A 19,630-nucleotide genomic window follows, 5' to 3' on the forward strand; every position below is an offset into this window, starting at 1 on the left:
CCTGGACCGTCGCAAGCCGCTTCGCCGCGGCTGAACGGCAGCGCGATGTCCAAGATGCGGCTCTCCATAACAGGAGCGAAGCCATGTTTCCGAAGTGTGCGACAGCCGAAGATCTCGTGAAGGCGATCAAAGACGAGAAGGTGCAGATGATCGATCTGCGCTTCACCGACTTGCCTGGGGTGTGGCAGCATTTTTCCGTCCCGCCGGGTGCAGCGAGTATCGATGCTCTCAGCGAAGGCATTGGATTCGACGGTTCATCCATTCGCGGCTTCCAGGAGATCCAGGAAAGCGACATGCTGGTCGTGCCGGACCCGACTACGGCCTTCCTCGATCCGTATTCCCCTGCATCGACCCTGGTCCTGATCTGCAACATCCGGGACCCCGTGACCGGTCAATCCTATAGCCGCGACGCCCGCTACATCGCCCAGAAGGCCGAAACCAACCTGAAGGGCGGCGGCCTCGCCGATACGAGCTATTTCGGCCCTGAGGCGGAGTTCTTCGTGTTCGACGACGTGCGCTACGGACAGGGCATCAATTTCGCCTTCCACGAAATCGATTCCAGCGAAGGCAGCTGGAACACGGGCAAGGAGGAAACGCCAAATCTGGGCCACAAGCCGCGCCCCAAGGAGGGATATTTTCCCGTTCCCCCGACCGACAGCATGCAGGCTCTCCGCACCGAAATGGTGCTGACGATGGAACAGCTGGGCATCCGGATCGAAGCCCATCACCATGAAGTCGCGACCGGCGGCCAGAACGAAATCGACATGCGTTTCACCACCCTCACCCGCATGGCGGACAATCTGATGATGTACAAATACGTGGTGAAGAACACCGCCCGCGAGCACGGCATGACCGCAACGTTCATGCCGAAGCCGCTGTTCGAGGACAACGCCTCGGGGATGCACGTTCACCAGTCCCTGTGGAAGGGCGAGACCAATCTGTTCTACGAAAAGGGCGACTATGCCGAGTTGAGCCAGCTCGGCCGCTACTACATTGGCGGTCTGTTGACCCACGCCTGGGCGTTGTGCGGGCTTTGCGCTCCCACCACGAACTCCTATCGGCGCCTGGTGCCGGGCTACGAGGCTCCGATCAACCTGGTCTATTCCCAGCGCAACCGCTCAGCCTGTTGCAGGATTCCGATGTATTCGCCGAACCCGCGGGCAAAGCGCGTCGAGTTTCGCTCGCCGGATCCCTCCTGCAATCCCTATCTGGCCTTTGCCGCGATGCTGATGGCCGGTCTCGACGGCATCAACAACCGGATCGATCCGGGCAGCCCGATCGACAAGAACCTTTATGACCTGCCGCCCGCCGAGGCGAAGGACGTGAAGTCGACACCCGGATCGCTGGATCAGGCGCTTGACGCGCTCGAGCGCGATCACGCCTTCCTGCTCCGCGGCGACGTGTTCACCGGCGACGTGATCGAGACCTGGCTCGACTACAAGCGCAAGAAAGAGATCGATCCGATCCGGCTGCGCCCTCATCCATACGAGTTCCATTTGTATTACGACATCTAGCGATGGAGCGCCGCGGCCTACTGCGCGATCAGCGGCGTCTTCGACGACACATGATGGCTGACGATCTTCCAGTCGCCGTCTTCGCGCACGATCACCCAGGTGATCTTGACCGACAACTTCACGCCGCCTTCATCCGTGTCGAACGATGCGGTGCCCGCGACGTTGACCAGATCGGCGCCGGCGTGCTCGGCCACGACGTCGCTGAATTGAACTGATGATGTCCGCCACCGCGGCAATCCCCTGAAGTAAGCAGTGACGCCGTCCCGTCCGCGATAGAGCTTTGGGTTCGATCCGAAGAACAGCGCATGCCTCGAATAGAGCGACGCCAGCGCGTCGGCGTCCAGTCTGCTGAAAGCCGCGGCCCATTTGCCCATGATGCCGGATGCGATGTCGTCGGCCGCGCTGCCCATCGGTTAGTCCAATCGTCGTGAAAGCGGGCTCAGCCTTCTCAGCCCTTGGCGACTTCCTTGGCAAAGGTATCGCGCAGGCCGATGGTGCGGTTGAACACTGGTTTGTCCGGCGTCGAATCCTTGTCACGCACGAAATAGCCCTGGCGTTCGAACTGCATCACCTCGTTCGAATTGCTTTCGACGACGCTCACTTCGACGCGCGAGTCCGCGAGCACTTCCAGCGACTGTGGATTGATGTCGGCAGCGAAATTGCCGGCGTCGGGGCTCGGCCTGGCGAATAGCTGGTTGTAGACGCGGATTTCCGCGGGCCTCGACTGCGCCGCCGACAGCCAGTGCATGGTGGCCTTGACCTTGCGGCCATCAGGCGCGTTGCCGCCCTTGGTCGCGGGGTCGTAGGTGCAGCGCAGCTCGACCACCTCGCCGGCGTCGTTCTTGATGACGCCGGTGCACTTGATGAAATAAGCGTAGCGCAGTCGCACTTCATTGCCCGGCGACAGCCGGAAGAACTTCTTCGGCGGGTTCTCCATGAAATCGTCCTGCTCGATGTAGAGCTCGCGGCCGAACGCGATGCGGCGGGTGCCGGCGTCAGGATTGTCGGGATGGTTGACGGCCTCGAGCTCCTCGACCTGGCCTTCCGGATAATTCTCGATCACGACCTTGAGCGGCCGCAGCACCGCCATGCGGCGCTCGGCCGTCTTGTTGAGCAATTCGCGGATACAGAATTCCAGCATGCCGACGTCGACGACGCTGTTGGCTTTCGCCACACCGATGCGCTTGACGAATTCGCGCACCGCCGCCGGCGGCACGCCGCGCCGCTTCAGGCCGGCGATGGTCGGCATCCGCGGATCGTCCCAGCCGGCGACATGGCCGTCGCGCACCAGCTGCGTCAGCACCCGCTTCGACAGCAGCGTGTAGGTGATGTTGAGCCGGGCCATTTCATACTGCCGCGGCTTTGACGGCACCGGCAGTTTGTCGAGCAGCCATTCATAGAGCGGCCGGTGATCCTCGAATTCCAGCGTGCAGATCGAATGGGTGATGCCTTCGATGGCGTCCGACTGGCCGTGAGCATAGTCGTAGCTCGGATAGATCGACCATTTAGTGCCGGTGCGCGGATGCTCGGCATGCAGGATCCGATAGAGTACCGGATCGCGCAGATTGATGTTGCCGGAAGCCATGTCGATCTTGGCGCGGAGAACGCGCGTGCCGTTCGGGAATTCGCCGGCCTTCATGCGGCGAAACAGATCGAGGTTCTCGTCCACCGGGCGGTCGCGGAACGGGCTGTTCTTGCCGGGTTCCGTCAGCGTGCCGCGGCTGACGCGGATTTCCTCCTGCGACTGGTCGTCGACATAGGCGTGGCCGGCCTTGATCAGGCCTTCCGCCCACTCGTAGAGCCGCTCGAAATAGTCAGAGGCGTAATAGAGATCGGTTCCCCAGTCATAGCCGAGCCAGTGCACGTCGGCCTGGATGGAATCGATATATTCCTGCTCTTCTTTGGTCGGATTGGTGTCGTCGAAGCGCAGGTGGCATTTGCCGCCGAACTCCTGCGCGATGCCGAAATTAAGGGCAATCGACTTGGCATGGCCGATATGCAGATAGCCGTTCGGCTCCGGCGGAAAACGGGTCACGATCCGGCTGTGCTTGCCGGAGTCGAGGTCGGCCTGCACGATGTCGCGGATGAAATCGCGCCCTGCCTCTGCCGCTGCCGGTTCTGTGGTGGTCATCAATTGTTCCCGCTCTGATAAGCGGCCCTTCTGCCAAATTCGCCCCGGCCCGCCAAGCCTGCTGTGCCCGAAGCGTCACCCATGGCGGGACTTTGATGGCGAGACTTTAGTTATGCACACTCCTGCTATACACCACGGCCGTTCAAGCATAGGCCTGCCCCAATCATGACCGATTCCGTCGTCACCCGCTTTGCCCCCTCGCCGACCGGCTTCCTCCACATCGGGGGCGCCCGGACCGCGCTGTTCAATTGGCTCTACGCCAGGAAGCACGGCGGCAAGATGCTGCTGCGGATCGAGGACACCGACCGCGAGCGGTCGACCGAACCGGCCATTGCCGCGATCCTGGACGGCTTGAAATGGCTCGAACTCGATTGGGATGGCGAGGTCGTCTACCAGTTCACCCGCGCCGCCCGCCACCGCGAAGTCGCGGAATCCCTGCTCGCCAGCGGCCGGGCCTATCGCTGCTACGCGACGGCCGAGGAACTGACGGCGATGCGGGAGAAGGCGCGCGCCGAAGGCCGCACCCGCCTCTATGACGGCCTGTGGCGGGACCGTGACCCGTCGGAGGCCCTGGCCGGCATCAAGCCCACCATCCGCCTCAAGGCGCCCCAGATAGGCGAGACCGTGATCGAGGATCAGGTGCAGGGCCGCGTGGTCTGGCAGAACGAGAACCTCGACGATCTCGTGCTGCTGCGCGGCGACGGCAACCCGACCTATATGCTGGCCGTTGTGGTCGACGACCACGACATGGGCATCACCCATGTGATCCGCGGCGACGACCATCTGATCAACGCCGCGCGCCAGAAGCAGATCTACGACGCGCTGGAATGGGACATTCCGAACATGTCCCATATCCCGCTGATCCACGGGCCTGACGGCGCCAAGCTCTCGAAGCGCCACGGCGCTCTCGGGGTCGAGGCCTATCGCGCGATGGGCTATCTGCCGGAGGCGCTGCGCAACTATCTGGTGCGGCTCGGCTGGGGTCATGGCGACCAGGAGATCTTCTCGACGCAGGAGATGATCGACGCGTTCGATCTGCCCGCCATCGGGCGTTCGGCGGCGCGGTTCGATTTCGCCAAGCTCGAAAGCCTCAACGGCCACTACATCCGCCAGGCCGACGATCAAGCGCTCGTGACCATGTTCGAGCAGTTACTGGATCACATCCCCGACGGGGCTGAACTGAAAGCCAAGCTGAACGACACCACGCGGGCGCAATTGCTGCGGGCGATGCCGAGCCTGAAGGAGCGCGCCAAGACGCTGCTCGAACTGATCGCCGGCTCCTATTTCATCTTTGCCGACCGTCCGCTCGAGCTCGAGCCGAAAGCGGCGGCCATGCTGACGCCGGAAACCCGTGAACTGATCGGCAAGCTGCGAACAGCGCTGGAAGCCGTTACCGATTGGGGCTCGGAGACCACCGAGGCGGCCATGCGGAATTTCGCGGAACAGAATAACCTCAAGCTGGGCGCCGTCGCCCAGCCGCTGCGGGTGGCGCTGACCGGGCGGACGACCTCACCCGGAATCTTTGACGTCCTGGCGGTGCTGGGGCGGGACCAATGCTTGGCCCGGCTCGCCGATCAGGCTGCAGCCTAGCCCCTCCATCCGGCCATCTTGCAGTGCACAGGGCAATAAGCTACGCATTTTGAAGCCGCCTTCTAGACAATCCGGCCTGCCCTGTTATCTGCCAAAGAACGGCATCGGGTCAGCCCGGTTTTCGCAACGATTTCATCGGGGACTTCGCGATGGACGCAAAATCCAGCAACAAAACCGCAACGCTAACCGTAGGTAACAAGACCTACGACTTCCCGATCCTGAGCGGCACGGTGGGGCCCGATGTCATCGACATCGCCAAGCTCTACGGCCAAGCCGGGATGTTCACCTACGACCCCGGCTTCACCTCCACCGGCAGCTGCCAGTCCAAGATCACCTATATCGACGGCGACGCCGGCATCCTTGAATACCGCGGCTATCCGATCGAGCAGCTCGCCGAAAAGGGTGATTTCCTCGAGACCTGCTATCTCCTGCTGTACGGGGAACTTCCCACCAAGGCGCAGAAGGAAGATTTCGACCACCGCGTGATCCATCACACCATGGTTCACGAGCAGATGGCCCGCTTCTTCCAGGGTTTTCGCCGCGACGCCCATCCGATGGCGATCATGGTCGCCGCCGTCGGCGCGCTGGCCGCGTTCTATCACGACTCGACCGACATCAACGATCCGAAGCAGCGCATGATCGCCTCGATGCGCATGATCGCCAAGGTTCCGACGCTGGCCGCGATGGCCTTCAAATACACCGTCGGCCAGCCGTTCGTTTATCCGAAGAACTCGCTCACCTTTGCCGAGAACTTCCTCAACATGTGCTTTGCGGTGCCCTGCGAGGACTACAAGATCAACCCGGTGCTGGCTGACGCACTCGACAAGATCTTCATCCTGCACGCCGACCACGAGCAGAACGCCTCGACCTCGACGGTGCGTATCGCCGGCTCCTCCGGCGCCAATCCGTTCGCCTGTATCGCCGCCGGCATCGCCTGCCTGTGGGGACCGGCGCATGGCGGCGCCAACGAAGCCGCGCTGGCAATGCTGGCCGACATCGGCTCGGTCGACAAGATCCCCGAATTCATCGCCAAGGTGAAGGACAAGAACAGCGAAGTCCGCCTGATGGGCTTTGGCCACCGCGTCTACAAGAACTACGATCCGCGCGCCAAGATCATGCAGAAGATGTGTCACGCGGTGCTGGCCGAGACCGGCCACGGCGATGACCCGATGCTGAAGGTGGCGATGGAGCTGGAAAAGATCGCGCTCAGCGATCCCTACTTCATCGACCGCAAGCTCTACCCGAACGTCGACTTCTATTCGGGCATCACACTGAAGGCGATGGGCTTCCCGACCTCGATGTTCACCGTGCTGTTCGCGGTCGCCCGCACCGTCGGCTGGATCAGCCAGTGGAGCGAGATGATCGAGGACCCGCAGCAAAAGATCGGCCGTCCGCGCCAGCTCTACACCGGCGTCGCCCGCCGCGATTATGTCGACATGGGCAAGCGCAAGTAAGGGCGCCACGCATACGAGACCAGAGAAAGCCGGGTGCGGTCACAGCATCCGGCTTTTTCTTGTAGGGCTACTCCGACCCATCCACGTCATTGCGAGCGAAGCGAAGCAATCCATCGCGCCGCGCAAAGAAGGAATGGATTGCTTCCGCCTTCGCTCATGAGCTACGGCGGGCAAGCCGTCGCTCGCTCCCTTGCGCAAACGCTTCGCGTTTGTCCCAGGCAATGACGCCGGGAGTACGTTGCTCAGACGATGGGTTTCGCAGGAGGCTCTACCCATGCTACAGGCTCTACCGCCGCGCCTTCCGAATCGTCGCGAGCACGATATCGGCGGCGCGGGCGCTCGGCGGCGTGTTGCCGGTCGACATGATCCGGTCGATTTTCGCGAACGCCTCAAGCTGCTTCCGACGCAGCGGGGACTCGCCGAGTATCTCGCGCAGCGCCTGCGACAGCTTTTCCGGCGAGCAATCCTCCTGCAAGAATTCGGGAACGACATTTTCGCCGATCACGAGGTTGGCCAGGATCACCGAGTTCACCTTGATCGCCCGCCGCAATATCCAGGCTTCCATCGAACCGGTCCGGTACGCCGTCACCATCGGCACGCCGGCAAGCGCAAGCTCCAGCGTCACGGTGCCGGATTTCGCCAGCGCTGCATGTGCGATCCGGAACGCGGCCCGCTTCTCCTGCTCGCCGATCACCACGCGGGGCGCGACCTGCCACGTCTTCAACGCTTCCGCGACCGCCTCTTGCAGGTGCGGCATGGTCGGCAGGATCAGCTCGAACGCCACGCGCGCTTCATTGAGCCGTCCCAGCGCCTCGCCGAACACCGCCATGTGGTGGCGGATCTCGCTGCGACGGCTTCCCGGCAGCACCAGCAGCACCGGCGGCGGAGCGTCCCGCCGCTGCCGCTCCGAAAGGTCGGGCCGCAACGAGGCGAGCTGTTCGATGAGGGGATGGCCGACATAGCTGCAGGGCGGCCCGCGCAGCCGTTGATAGGCCTCCGGTTCGAACGGCAGCAGGGCCAGCACGTGATCGACGTAAGTCAGCATCGCGCGGGCACGGCCGGGCCGCCACGCCCAGACCGAGGGCGAGACATAGTCGACGATCGGAATCCCGGGATCGCTGGCGCGGACACGCTTCGCCACGCGGTGGGTGAAATCGGGGCTGTCGACGATGACGAGAATGTCGGGCGCAGCTTCGGTCACCGCGGCGGCGGTCTGCTTGATCAGCCGCAGGATCTTCGGCAACTGCCTGACGACGGCGGCAAGGCCGATGATCGAGAGCTCCTCGATCGGAAACCACGACGTCAGGCCTTCGCGCGCCATCGCGCGGCCGCCGACCCCTTCGAACCGCACCGCGTCACCAAGGCGCTGGCGCAACACTTTCATGAGATTGGCGCCGAGGCGATCGCCGGATTCCTCCGTCGCAATCAGGACGATCTTGCGCACCATCTCGGTGGTCGTACGCGGCGGCATCATGCCGGCAGCCCCCGGATGAAGAGGCCGGCCCGGTCGGCGGCCTCGATCATGGCTTGTGGGTCCGCGGCGATGGTGTGTCCGGCGATGATGGCGATGCCGGCAAGGCCCGCCCTGGCCGCGCCTTCGACGGTCGTGGCTCCCACCGTCGGCAGGTCGAAGCGCAAATCCTGGCTGGTCTTGGGCGCCTTGACCAGCACGCCGCGGCCTGTGCTGGCGCGGATGCGGCCCTCGCTGCGCAAGCGCGCCACGCGCGCCAGCAGCCCGTCGGTGCCTTCGATGTCTTCCACCGCCACCACGTGACCGTCGATCACCACGACGGCCTGGCCGATGTCGAACGGACTGAGCGCCCGCAACACTTGCCGCCCCTTTTCGATGTCGGCGGTGTCGGCCGGATCGGGCGTTGCGCGGCTAATGCATCCCTCGGGCATCAGGACGTCGGGCGCGACATCCCGGATACCGACCATCCGAAAGCCGTCCTGCTCGAGGATGCGGCCGATTCCCGACAGCAGATGGTCGTCGCCGCCGCGAAACGCCCGCCAGATGCGGCCGATGACGCGGACCGTCTCCCAGTCCAGCCTGATCTCCGACAATGCCGGGCGCATCAGCGTGCCGATGAAGATCAAATCGCGGCAGCCTTCGCTGCGAAACAGTTTTTTCGCCCGGCCGATCTGTCCGACTGAAATCCAGTGGTGGCGGAAGCGCTCGACCCGAACCGGATCGCAGGCGCCGCGCAGCGCAAACAGCACCGGCGCGATGCCGCGGGCGGCAAGCGAGTCCGCGACCGCGAATGGCATCGCGCCACCGCCCGCAATCACGCCGACCGGCGAAGTGATTTCCGAGGCCGCTGACATCATGGCTGCGGCGATCCCGTCATCAGGATTTGTGGGCGTCGTCGGCCGGCAGGCACAGCGCGCGGTGTTTTCCTGCACCGATGAAGGCGAGGATTTCCGCGATGGCCGGATCGTTTGCCGCCAGCGGTTGCACTTCGTTGAGCCGTTCGGCAAAGATCCCGGGGCCGAGAAACAGCTTTTGATAGAACGCGCGCACGGTGGTGAGCCGCTCCTTGGTGAATTTGCGCCGCTTCATGCCGATGATGTTGAGGCCTTCGAGGCTGGCATACTGGCCGTTGACGAGACCGAACGGAATGACGTCGCCGCGCACGCCGCAGACGCCGCCGACCATCACCTGCGGCCCGATCCGGGTGAACTGATGCACCGCCGAGAGCCCGCCGATGAAGACGAAATCGCCGATCTCGCAATGGCCGCCGAGCGTGGCTGACGTGGCGAAGATCACGTCATTGCCGACCTGGCAATCATGGCCGACATGGCTGCAGTTCATGAAGTAGCCGCGGTCGCCGACCCGCGTGACGCCGCCACCCGCCACCGTGCCGGCGTTCATGGTGACGGATTCGCGGATGGTGCAGCCGGCCCCGATCTCGAGCTTTGTCAGCTCGCCGCGGTAGCTCAGCGATTGCGGCGGGGTGCCGAGCGAGACGAACGGATAGATCGTGCAGCCGTCGCCGATCCGGGTTTGCGCCGTGATGTGAACATGGCCGATCAGCCTGCAATTGGCGCCGATCACGACGTGGCGGCCGATGATGCAGTAGGGGCCGATAAAGGTGCCCTCGCCGATCTCAGCGCCGTCTTCAATCCGCGCGGTGGGATCGATCGTACTCATCAGGACAGGTCCGGCATTCGTTCACAAGGCAAGCGGCTAAATCGTCGGGTTTTCCGGTGGTTAGCGCGACTTTGCCCGATCTGTCCAGTGACGTATGATCTCGGCATGTTTCAAGCCTTGTGACGCCATGATCCGAGCCGCCGCCGCGATTTTCATGCACCTGCTGGCCACGCCGGTGGTTTCCGAAACGATCGATGTCGCCGGCCGCGGCCGCGTCGATCTGAATGGTTTCGAGTGCCGCGACATCACCCGCAGCAGCATCGTGCAGCGTGTCTGCTACGACCATGCGCAGCGCCACCTGATCGCCGCGGTCAAGGGAGCCTACGAGCAGTACTGCGATCTGCCGGCCGAGACGTTCGACGCCTTGATGGTTGCGCCGTCGATGGGGCAGTTCTTCAACCGCAACGTCAGAGCTGGTCCCTATGATTGCGAGACCAAGCCGGTATCCCCGCCGGGCAACTGACCGTCGCATAAAAAAAGCCCCGGACCATGCCGGGGCTTTTTCAACGCGCAATATCGATGTCAGTAACGTGCCACGACCGGGCCGCCGCCAAAGCGATAGTTGATGCCGAATTTGGCGGTGTGAACGTCAGCACCGAAGCTAATTCCGCCCGGCACGAAAGCCGTCACGTAATTTTCGGTGGAATAGCTGGCGTACATATACTCAGCCTTGGCCGACCAGTTCGGCGTGAAGCCGTACTCGATGCCGCCACCGACGGTCCAGCCCGAGTGAAGGCGACTTTCCGAAAAAAGCGTGCCGACGGCCGTGGTGACGGACATGCGATTGTCGGCGAAAGCGTAACCTCCCTTGAGGTAGATCAGCGCAGCATCCGCAGCGAAGCCGACGCGGCCGGTTACACTTCCGAACGCCCTGATCCGGTCTTCAAACGTCACGCCCAGAATCGTCTCGCGATACTTGACATCCGACCAAGCGCCGTCGGCCTCGATACCGAACACGAACTGGCTGCCTGGCGCCTGCCAATTGTAGCCAATCGTGCCACCGCCGAATCCGCCCTTGATCTCGTTCGTGTTGCCCGTAAAGCCCGCAATGGTCACATTTTGCGTCCAGCCGTAGCCGCCCATCGCGCCGACGTAAAAGCCGGTCCAGTTATAGGCGGCCAGCACCGGCGCCTTCGCATACGGTACCGGCGCCGCGCGGGGCAAGTCCGCCGCCATCGCACCCGTCGTCGAAACAAACACCGCAACTGCGGCCAACTTCATTCTCATCTATGTCCCCATTCCCCAAAAAAACCGTCAGCCCTACTGACACGATTTTAGGTTGAGCACAACAGTTTGGGCACAGGATTTTCAGATTTTAGCCACAAACAAAAGTCGCTGTTTCGCGGGCGCGACACCACGCGCCGCGAATCCGTCAATCATCGAATGAGGGCAGATTTCGACCGCGACGGGCCCAAAGCGCGATGGTCGCGCCAGTTCCGAACCGTCATCAATCCGTCAGCATCGCGCCGACATCGGCCTCGGCGACCACGGCGCCATTGACCTTGGCGTCGCCGTGAAACCACCACATCGCCTTGCGGCGGCCGATTGAGCGCATGTGGTACTCGATGGTGTCACCGGGCATCACCGGTTTGCGGAATTTGCACTTGTCGATGGTCAGAAAATAAACCGCGCGCGGCTTCTCGGTGCCTTCGACCGACTTGATGCCGATCACGCCGGCGGTTTGCGCCATGGCCTCGATCATCATCACGCCGGGATAGACCGGCCGTTCCGGAAAATGCCCGAGAAACGGCAGCTCGTTGAAGGTCACGTTCTTGACGCCGATGCCCGAATAATCGGCCCGGATCTTGATCACCCGGTCGATCAGCAGCATCGGAAATCGATGCGGAAGCGTCTTGAGGATCTCGTTGATATCAACGAGTTCAAACCTGACCGCTGCCTCCTCCATCACTCCCGCCCTTCGCTCTTCGGAGCGGCGGTGCCCTGCACCAGTCGCTCCACTGCAAGAATTTCCCTAAACCACTGCTTGGTCGGCTTTGCAAAAAAACCGCCCCAGCGCCCGTTGGGCGGAATATCGTCCTTGACCCCGCTCATGGCGGTGACCTGGGCACCGTCGCCGATCTTGAGGTGGTTGTTGATGCCCACCTTGGCGCCCAGCGCGACATTGTCCCCGATCGTCAGGCTGCCGGCGAGCCCGATCTGGGCCGCCAGCAGGCAGTGCCGGCCGATGATCACATTGTGGCCGATCTGGACCTGATTGTCGATTTTGGTGCCCTCGCCGATCACGGTATCGCGCAGGCTGCCGCGATCGATGGTGGTATTGGCGCCGATCTCGACGTTGTTCTGGATCAGGACGCGGCCGGTCTGCGGCACCTTCAGATGACCCTCGGGACCGAAGAAAATGAAGCCGTAGCCGTCCTGGCCGATGCTGCAGCCGGGATGGATCAGCACATTGTTGCCGATCAGCGAGAACTGGATCGCGGTGCGCGTGCCGACATTGCAGTCCCGGCCGATCCGCACGTCGGCCCCGATCACGGCCCCGGCGCCGATCACCGTTCCAGCGCCGATCTCGACCCGGGGGCCGATCACCGCGAGCGGATCGACGATAACGCCGTCTTCCAGATGGGCCGACGGGTCGATGATGGCCGACGGGGCAATGCCGTCATTGTCGAACCAGGACTGCGGACGCAGCGCGTCTTCGTGCCAGGCGCGCGCGATCTGCACGAAGGCGTGGAACGGCTGCGCGGCCCGCAGCACCGCGACATGAGGCGGGACCTGCGCCTCGAAACGCGGGCTGACCAGGCAGGCACCGGCCTTGGTCACGGCGAGTTGGTCGGCGTATTTGAGGTTGTCGAAGAACGTCAAATGCATCGGGCCGGCCTCGTCGAGCGACGCGAGGCCCCGAATGGCGTGGCCGCCCCTGACGGGATCGACCAATACCGACTTTGTCAGCGCGGCAAGATCAGCCAGCGTCGACGAAGGTGGTTGTTTGAAGAACATCGGCTGCGCCATTCCACCCGTCGCAGTCCGGCCGGTTGCTGGATTTAGAACGTTGTACCGCCGCCGAACTTGAATTCCTGCACACGGTCATTCTTACCCTTGGTGATCGGGATCGCATAGTCGAAGCGCAGCGGACCGAATGGCGACGCCCAGATCAAGCCGACACCGACTGAGGTACGGACCACATTGCCTTCATCATACTGCAATCCGAGGCAGGTGCCCGGCGTGGTCGGATTTGTCGTGGGGCTCACGCAACCAGGAATGTTGACTTCACCCGTCTGCGCCCACGCGGTCGTGCCCCTGTAGTCGAACAGGCCGCCAGCGTCAGCATAGATCGAGCCCTTGAGTCCGACTTCCTTCGGCAGGAACCAGAACGGCATCTGCAATTCCGCCGAGGCGCCCCAGTATTTCGTGCCACCCAGCGCGTCACCCGTACCGTAGGGGTTGATGTCACGCGGTCCGATGCCATTCGGCGCAAATCCGCGCACCAGGTTCGGGCCCATCTGGAAGTGATCGAGCATACGCAGCTGGTTGTTGCCGACCTCGTTGAGCATGCCGCCCTGGAAGCGGAGCAGACCCACGATGTCGGCGACCAGCGGCGTGTAGTATTTCGCATCGATCGCAGACTTGATGTAGGAGACGTCGCCGCCGATGCCGGCGAAGTCCTGCTTCCAGTCGATCAGCAAGCCCGAGGTCGGATTCTTGTTGTTATCCAGCGTGTTGTAGTTCAGCGAATAGCCGACCGACGAGGTCAGGGTCTTGCCACTCTGCAGCTCCTTGCGGACCGGCAGCGAAGCTTCGCCGTCGCCGTAGCACCACAGACCGGCACCAGAGGTGTCGGTAGCGGTTTGACCACCTGCCGTTATGGAGCCCCCCGCGGGAGCGCCGACAATATTCGCAAAAGCCGGCGACGGGTTGAAAGCCAGCAACCCGTTGTTCGGATTGTTGTTACAGTTCGACAACGAGCTCGGCAGCGAGATTTCCTGCTGATAGATCGAATAGCGCAGCTGAAGCGCGAGATCTTCCCGCAGCGTGAAGCCGAGCCGCGGGCTGAAGCCGAGCGTCTTGGTTCCGTACGAGATGTAGCTGTTGGCCAGCTGCTCGCGCTGGAACAAATCGAGGCCGAGCGCGACGCGATAGTCGAGCAGATAGGGTTCGACGAACGACAGCGAGTAGCCGCGCGCGTACTGGCCATAGGTGACCGACGCCTTCGCGTACAGGCCGCGGCCGAGGAAGTTGCGTTCCGAAATACTGACTTCAGCGAGCGCGCCGTCGGTGGTCGAATAGCCGCCCGACACCGAGAAGTCGCCGGTCGATTTCTCTTCCAGATCAACGATCAGGATCACGCGGTCGCTGGACGACCCGGGCTCGGTGATGATCTTCACGGTCTTGAAGAAGTCGAGGTTCTTCAGCCGGCGCTCGGCGCGATCGACCAGCGCGCGATTGTAAGCGTCGCCTTCCGACAGGTCGAATTCGCGGCGGATCACGTAGTCGCGGGTCCTGGTGTTGCCGCGGACATTGATGCGCTCGATATAGGTTCGCGGACCTTCATCGACCGTGAACACGATCGACACGGTGTGCTGTTCGAAATTGCGATCGCCGCGCGGGCGCACGACGGCGAAGGCATAGCCGCGCCGCGAGGCTTCGATCTGCATTTCCTCGACGGACTTTTCGAGCGCCTCGGCGTTGTAGAGCGACCCGACGTTGACGCGCGAGAAGCTGCGCAACGCGTTCACATCGAGCGAACCGATGCTGGTCTGGAAGTCGACGGTGGCGACGCGGTATTGCTGCCCTTCCTCGATCTTGAAGGTCACCAGGAAGCCTTTGCGCTCCGGATCGTATTCGGACAGCGCGGCCACTACTTGCACGTCGGCAAAGCCGTTCTTGAGATAGAAACGACGGATCAGGTCACGGTCGGCCTCGACCCGGTCCGGATCGTAGACGTCGGCGCCGCCGAGGAAGCTCAAGAGGTTGGATTCGCGCGTCTTGATGACGTCCTTCAGCCGGTAGGACGAATAAAACTTGTTGCCGATGAATTCGATGTTCTTGACGCCGGTCTTGCCGCCCTCGCTGATGGTGAAGATCAGGTCGACGCGGTTGTTCGGCTGTTCGATGATTTCCGGGGTGACGCTCACGTCATAGCGGCCCGAGCGGCGATAGATCTCGGAAATACGCTGGGCGTCCGACTGAACCGCCGGGCGCGAGAAAGTGCCGCGCGGCTTCGACTGGATTTCGGCCGAGAGCTGCTCGTCCTTGACCTTCTTGTTGCCTTCGAAGGCAATGCGCCCGATGACCGGGTTTTCGACCACGACCACGATGATCCGGCCGCCGGCCTGATTGATCCGCACGTCCTGGAACAGGCCGGTTTCGATCAGCGCTTTCAGGCCGTCGTCGATTTGGGCCTGCCCGAGGCGGCCGCCGGGTCCCGGCTTGAAATAGGAGCGAATGGTCTCGATTTCGACCCGCCGATTCCCCTCCACGGCGATCGAAGCCACCGTCTGGGCAGCAGCAGGCGCAGAAACAAGCACCGCCCCCAACGCGGCAGCCACCGGCACGGCGAACATGATCGAGGCGGCCAATAGGCCCCCCCGCACTCGCATTCCAAACATCATGCGCAACGCGCCCTTGTCATTCCTATGCCGGCCCGTACCCCTACGAACCGGCAGATTCCCATTTTCTGCATGTCTTGTAGCCAATTTCCCCGGGGCGGCAAACGGAACATCGCCCAGCAATTCCATTTTCATTCCAAGACGTTGCCGATGGGCAACGCCACAAAAAAGCCTCGTCACGATGCCGCCAGATGCAGGATGTCGTTATAGGTCGCAAACACCATCAGCATCAGCACCAGACCGAGCCCGATTCGGAAACCCATCTCTTGGGCCCGGTTCGACAGCGGACGTCCCCGGACCGCCTCGACCGCATAGAACAGAAGGTGACCGCCATCGAGCAGCGGAACCGGAAACAGATTCAACAGGCCGATCGAGATCGACAGCACGGCGGCCAAATGCACCAGGGCGGTAAAGCCGATGGTGGCCACCTGCCCCGAAATCTGGGCAATCCGAATCGGGCCCCCGACCTGGTCGGCGGCTTCCCGGCCGGTGAAAACGCCGCCGATATAGGCCAGCGTACGGTCCACCACGAACCAGGTTTCCTTGACGCCGAGCCACATTGCGGTTGCCGGATCGACGCGTTCGGTCACGACATCGCCGGGCGAGGTCGCGCGGGTAATGCCCAAAACGCCGAGACGGTGGGCGTTGCCGAACGGATCCTTCACTTCGCGCTGTTCCGGCGTGCCCTTCAATTGCAGCGTGGAATCGCCGCGCTTGATGGTGAAGTTCAGTTGAACGCCGGCGTGGACGCCAACGACGCGCTGCATGTCGGAAAAACTGCCGATGGTCTTGCCATCGATCGCGGTGACGATGTCGCCGACCTGAAAGCCCGCCTTCGCAGCGGCGCTGTTGGCTTCGATCTTGTCGACACGCGCGGTCGTGCTCGGCTTGCCGAAGAAGGTGAACAGGCAGGTGAAGATCACGATCGCCAGGATGAAATTCGCGATCGGTCCGGCGGCAACGATCGCCGCCCGCGGACCGACTTTCTTGTGGTGGAAGCTGCCCGCCTGCTCTTCCGCGCTCATGCTGGCGAGCGCCTCGGTCGAGGGTGTCGAGGCTTCGCTGTCGTCGCCGAAGAACTTCACATAGCCGCCGAGCGGGATCGCCGAGATCTTCCAGCGGGTGCCGTGGCGATCGTTGAACCCGGCGAGTTCCGGCCCGAAGCCGAGCGAGAACGTCAACACCCGCACGCCGCACCAGCGGGCGACCAGGAAGTGGCCGAGCTCGTGGAAGAAAACAACGATGGTCAGGACGAACAGGAAGGGAATGATGTAACCGATGAGTCCATGACTCAACGTATTGAAACTATGTAGAAAAAACTCGGTCATTCGATTCCCCTCGACGCCAGCCTAAGGCTGCGCCCCCAACCCTCTAGGATGCCTTTAAGGCAATTTGAGGCAATAGGGAGGCAGCTTTATTTCTCGCATTATGGTCAACGGAAATCGCATCGTCCGCTGAGCCAAGAGGCGCCAGGTTCCCGGTCCGAACCCAGTCGTTCATGGTCGCTTCGACCAGCCGCGCGATCGCGCCGAATCTGATCTGGCCGGCGATGAAGGCCGCCACCGCCACCTCGTTGGCCGCGTTGAACACCGTGGTCAAACCGCCCCCGGCGCGCAGCGCGTCGTAGGCCAGCCGCAACCCCGGGAACCGTTCGAAATCCGGCGCCTCGAAGGTCAGCTGGCCGATTTTGGCCAAATCCAGCCGGGCCGAGGGGCCGACGATTCGATCGGGCCAGCCGAGGCAATGGGCGATCGGAATCCGCATATCCGGCGCGCCGAGCTGGGCAACCACCGAACGGTCGGAGAATTCGACCATGCCGTGGATGATCGACTGCGGGTGCACCAGCACGTCGATCTCGTCGGGGGTCAGCGCGAACAGATAGGACGCCTCGATCACCTCGAGCCCCTTGTTCATCATCGACGCCGAATCGATGGTGATTTTCTGGCCCATGCTCCAGTTCGGGTGCTTCAGCGCCTGTGCCAGCGTCGCCTGCTCGATATCGGTGCTGGCCCAGGTGCGGAACGGCCCGCCGGACGCCGTGATGATCACGCGCACCAGTTCGTCGCGGTTACCGGAGGAGAGCGCCTGAAACAGCGCGTTATGCTCGGAATCCGCAGGCAAAATGCATGCGCCGGCCTTGGCGGCGCGCTGCATGAAGAAGTCGCCGGCGCAGACCAGGCATTCCTTGTTGGCGAGCGCGACCGCCGCCCCGCGGTCGACCGCGGCGAGCGCAGGTTTCAAGCCGGCCGCACCGCTGACGGCGGCCATCACCCAGTCGGCCGGGCGCGCCGCCGCTTCGATGATCGCGCTTTCGCCGGCGCCGCATTCGGTCCGCGTGCCGGCCAGCGCTTCCTTCAATTCGCCGAGCTTGGTCGGATCGGCGACCGCCGCAAACCGCGCGTCGAATTCGCGTGCGAGCTTGGCGAGCCCCTCGACATTGCCATTGGCGGTCAGCGCCTCGACCTGGTAGCGGGCGCGGTCGCCGCGCAGCAAATCCATGGTGCTGTCACCGATCGAACCGGTGGCGCCCAGCACCGTGACGGTGCGCGCGGCAGATGCCGCGGCCTTGTTGTTACGCAATGGAACCGCGCTCATTTTTTCACCAAACCATAAGACCGCGGCCGACGCCATCGGCGCCGCCGCGCAGGAAACCAAAAAGCGCCGCCACGGCGACGGCTGCAACAAATCCATCCAGGCGATCCAGGAGCCCGCCATGCCCCGGAATGATCTGGCTGGAATCCTTTACGCCAAAGCGCCGCTTGACCGCGGATTCGAAGAGATCGCCAAGCTGAGAAACCACCGAAAGAACGCCTGATATCATCAACAGCGGCAGGGCTTTCCCGAGATCCAGCACGGCAAAAACGCCGGCCACGGCAAGGCTGGCGGCAAAACCGCCAATCGCGCCTGCCCAGGTCTTTTTCGGGCTGACCCGTGGCCAGAGTTTTGGCCCGCCGATGCCGCGGCCGGCGAAATAGCCGCCGCTATCGGTGACCCACACGATCAGCAGCACGAATATCAGCGCGACAAAACCCTTCGCGGAATCGAGGCGCAGCAGCACCGACGCGATCTCGGCCACCGCCGCATAGAGAAATCCCGCGGCGCTCCAGTTTCGCTGCGCCGGCGTGATCAAGGCGACCGCCACGAGGCCGATGCCGAGCACCACCAGCGCGGCATCGATCCGCCCGATGGCGAGACAAAGCCCGGCCACCGCGAGCGCGACAACGCCTGATACGACCACGCGTTTGTCAGCCGCGAGGCCCGCTACCATCAGCCATTCGACATAGAGGCCGATCGCCGCCAACGTCACCAGCGCGGCCCAAAGCCAGCCGCCGGCATAGGCGATGGCGACGGCGAGCGGTATCAGCACTGCGGCTGCAACGATGCGCGTCGAGAGATTGCGCGTCTCCCGCTCGGCAGCGGCCGCCGGCGCGGCCTTGTCCTCGGTCACGATCCGGTTTTCGCAGCCAGACCGCCGAAGCGGCGTTCCCGTCTGGCATATTCTGCGATCGCGCTTTCAAGCGCCGCCTTGTCGAAATCCGGCCAGTGGATCGGCACGAAGACGAGTTCGCTGTAAGCTGCCTGCCACATCAGGAAGTTCGACAACCGCTGCTCGCCGCTGGTGCGGATAATCAGGTCGGGATCGGGAATATCGGGCGCGTCGAGATACTGGCCGAGCGTCTCGGTGTCGATCGACGCGGGATCGCGCTTGCCTTCGGCCACTTCGCGCGCCAGCCGTTGCACCGCGTTGGCGATTTCCTGGCGCGATCCGTAGTTGAACGCGACGACGAGATTGAGCTTGGTGTTGGCGCGCGTCAGTTCTTCGGCCTCGTTCAGGAGCGCGCAGATGTCCGGCTCCAGTCCTTCACGCTCGCCGATCACGCGCACCCGCACCCCGTCGCGATGCAGCGTCGCCAGGTCGTTGCGGATGAAGCGGCGCAGCAATCCGAACAGGTCACCGATTTCGGTCGCCGGACGCGACCAGTTTTCGGAGCTGAACGAGAAGATCGTCAGATAGAGAATGCCGAGTTCATGGGCGGCCCGAACGACGCGGCGCAGCGCCTCGACGCCGCGGCGATGGCCTTCCGCGCGCGGCAATCCCCGCGCGGCCGCCCAGCGTCCGTTGCCGTCCATGATGATCGCCACGTGCAGCGGACCGGTTCGATCCGGTGCATCGGTTGCGGGGGCGGCGGCGTTCGGCATCTTTAAAATTCCAGCACCCAAAG

Annotated in this window: 17 protein-coding genes; 4 read left to right on the forward strand and 13 right to left on the reverse strand. The window is 63.1% G+C overall.

What is annotated here, in order from left to right; genetic code table 11:
* Nucleotides 1–83 precede the first annotated feature (83 nt).
* Nucleotides 84–1,514 (forward strand): type I glutamate--ammonia ligase, encoded by a 1,431-nt coding sequence (gene glnA / locus ACSQ84_RS19265; RefSeq protein WP_436213296.1) that lies wholly within the window; start codon nt 84–86, stop codon nt 1,512–1,514.
* 17 nt (nt 1,515–1,531) lie between these two features.
* Here the strand turns inward: glnA and ACSQ84_RS19270 are convergent, their stop codons facing one another.
* Nucleotides 1,532–1,924 (reverse strand): YybH family protein, encoded by a 393-nt coding sequence (locus ACSQ84_RS19270; RefSeq protein ID WP_436213297.1) that lies wholly within the window; start codon nt 1,922–1,924, stop codon nt 1,532–1,534.
* Between the two features lie 38 nt (nt 1,925–1,962).
* Nucleotides 1,963–3,645, reverse strand: coding sequence for a glutamine--tRNA ligase/YqeY domain fusion protein (locus tag ACSQ84_RS19275; RefSeq protein ID WP_436213298.1), 1,683 nt, complete (start codon nt 3,643–3,645; stop codon nt 1,963–1,965).
* 165 nt (nt 3,646–3,810) lie between these two features.
* On the opposite strand from ACSQ84_RS19275, the gene gltX reads away from it, so the two are divergent.
* On the forward strand, nt 3,811–5,235 hold the full coding sequence (gltX, locus tag ACSQ84_RS19280; protein ID WP_436213299.1) for a glutamate--tRNA ligase: 1,425 nt from the start codon (nt 3,811–3,813) through the stop codon (nt 5,233–5,235).
* A 149-nt stretch (nt 5,236–5,384) separates the two neighbouring features.
* Nucleotides 5,385–6,689 carry a citrate synthase gene (gltA, locus tag ACSQ84_RS19285; RefSeq protein ID WP_436213300.1) on the forward strand — a complete coding sequence of 435 codons (1,305 nt, stop codon included), beginning with the start codon at nt 5,385–5,387 and terminating at the stop codon, nt 6,687–6,689.
* 286 nt (nt 6,690–6,975) lie between these two features.
* Here gltA and lpxB read toward each other — a convergent pair whose 3' ends face one another.
* Genes lpxB through lpxA form a run of 3 tightly spaced genes read right to left on the reverse strand, consistent with a single transcriptional unit; the run spans nt 6,976 to nt 9,840 of the window.
* Nucleotides 6,976–8,163 carry a lipid-A-disaccharide synthase gene (gene lpxB, locus ACSQ84_RS19290; protein ID WP_436213301.1) on the reverse strand — a complete coding sequence of 396 codons (1,188 nt, stop codon included), beginning with the start codon at nt 8,161–8,163 and terminating at the stop codon, nt 6,976–6,978.
* On the reverse strand, nt 8,160–9,017 hold the full coding sequence (locus tag ACSQ84_RS19295; protein WP_436213302.1) for an LpxI family protein: 858 nt from the start codon (nt 9,015–9,017) through the stop codon (nt 8,160–8,162). The genes lpxB and ACSQ84_RS19295 overlap by 4 nt, the downstream gene beginning before the upstream one ends.
* Before the next feature lie 19 nt (nt 9,018–9,036).
* On the reverse strand, nt 9,037–9,840 hold the full coding sequence (lpxA, locus tag ACSQ84_RS19300) for an acyl-ACP--UDP-N-acetylglucosamine O-acyltransferase (protein ID WP_436213303.1): 804 nt from the start codon (nt 9,838–9,840) through the stop codon (nt 9,037–9,039).
* Between the two features lie 127 nt (nt 9,841–9,967).
* Here lpxA and ACSQ84_RS19305 point away from each other — a divergent pair, with 127 nt between their 5' ends.
* The gene (locus ACSQ84_RS19305) at nt 9,968–10,303 is read left to right on the forward strand and encodes a KTSC domain-containing protein (protein WP_436213304.1); all 336 of its coding nucleotides are present in this window, start codon (nt 9,968–9,970) and stop codon (nt 10,301–10,303) included.
* A 59-nt stretch (nt 10,304–10,362) separates the two neighbouring features.
* Here the strand turns inward: ACSQ84_RS19305 and ACSQ84_RS19310 are convergent, their stop codons facing one another.
* From ACSQ84_RS19310 to ACSQ84_RS19345, 8 genes are all read right to left on the reverse strand, one after another.
* A complete protein-coding gene (locus ACSQ84_RS19310) occupies nt 10,363–11,067 on the reverse strand; it encodes an outer membrane protein (RefSeq protein ID WP_436213305.1) in 705 nt (234 codons plus the stop codon).
* A 220-nt stretch (nt 11,068–11,287) separates the two neighbouring features.
* The gene (gene fabZ / locus ACSQ84_RS19315; protein WP_436213306.1) at nt 11,288–11,746 is read right to left on the reverse strand and encodes a 3-hydroxyacyl-ACP dehydratase FabZ; all 459 of its coding nucleotides are present in this window, start codon (nt 11,744–11,746) and stop codon (nt 11,288–11,290) included.
* Nucleotides 11,746–12,810: a UDP-3-O-(3-hydroxymyristoyl)glucosamine N-acyltransferase gene (gene lpxD / locus ACSQ84_RS19320; RefSeq protein ID WP_436213307.1), complete on the reverse strand. Its 1,065-nt coding sequence runs from the start codon at nt 12,808–12,810 to the stop codon at nt 11,746–11,748. The genes fabZ and lpxD overlap by 1 nt, the downstream gene beginning before the upstream one ends.
* 32 nt (nt 12,811–12,842) lie before the next feature.
* A complete protein-coding gene (bamA, locus tag ACSQ84_RS19325) occupies nt 12,843–15,410 on the reverse strand; it encodes an outer membrane protein assembly factor BamA (RefSeq protein ID WP_436213308.1) in 2,568 nt (855 codons plus the stop codon).
* Between the two features lie 173 nt (nt 15,411–15,583).
* Nucleotides 15,584–16,735: an RIP metalloprotease RseP gene (rseP, locus tag ACSQ84_RS19330; protein ID WP_436213309.1), complete on the reverse strand. Its 1,152-nt coding sequence runs from the start codon at nt 16,733–16,735 to the stop codon at nt 15,584–15,586.
* Nucleotides 16,736–16,778: 43 nt separating this feature from the next.
* Nucleotides 16,779–18,002 (reverse strand): 1-deoxy-D-xylulose-5-phosphate reductoisomerase, encoded by a 1,224-nt coding sequence (gene dxr / locus ACSQ84_RS19335; RefSeq protein ID WP_436213310.1) that lies wholly within the window; start codon nt 18,000–18,002, stop codon nt 16,779–16,781.
* Between the two features lie 4 nt (nt 18,003–18,006).
* A complete protein-coding gene (locus ACSQ84_RS19340) occupies nt 18,007–18,855 on the reverse strand; it encodes a phosphatidate cytidylyltransferase (protein ID WP_436213311.1) in 849 nt (282 codons plus the stop codon).
* Nucleotides 18,852–19,607 (reverse strand): isoprenyl transferase, encoded by a 756-nt coding sequence (locus tag ACSQ84_RS19345; RefSeq protein WP_436213312.1) that lies wholly within the window; start codon nt 19,605–19,607, stop codon nt 18,852–18,854. The genes ACSQ84_RS19340 and ACSQ84_RS19345 overlap by 4 nt, the downstream gene beginning before the upstream one ends.
* Nucleotides 19,608–19,630: the final 23 nt, after the last annotated feature.

It is taken from the genome of Bradyrhizobium sp. LjRoot220 (genome assembly GCF_964252915.1).
In the GTDB taxonomy this organism is placed as follows: Bacteria; Pseudomonadota; Alphaproteobacteria; order Rhizobiales; family Xanthobacteraceae; genus Bradyrhizobium.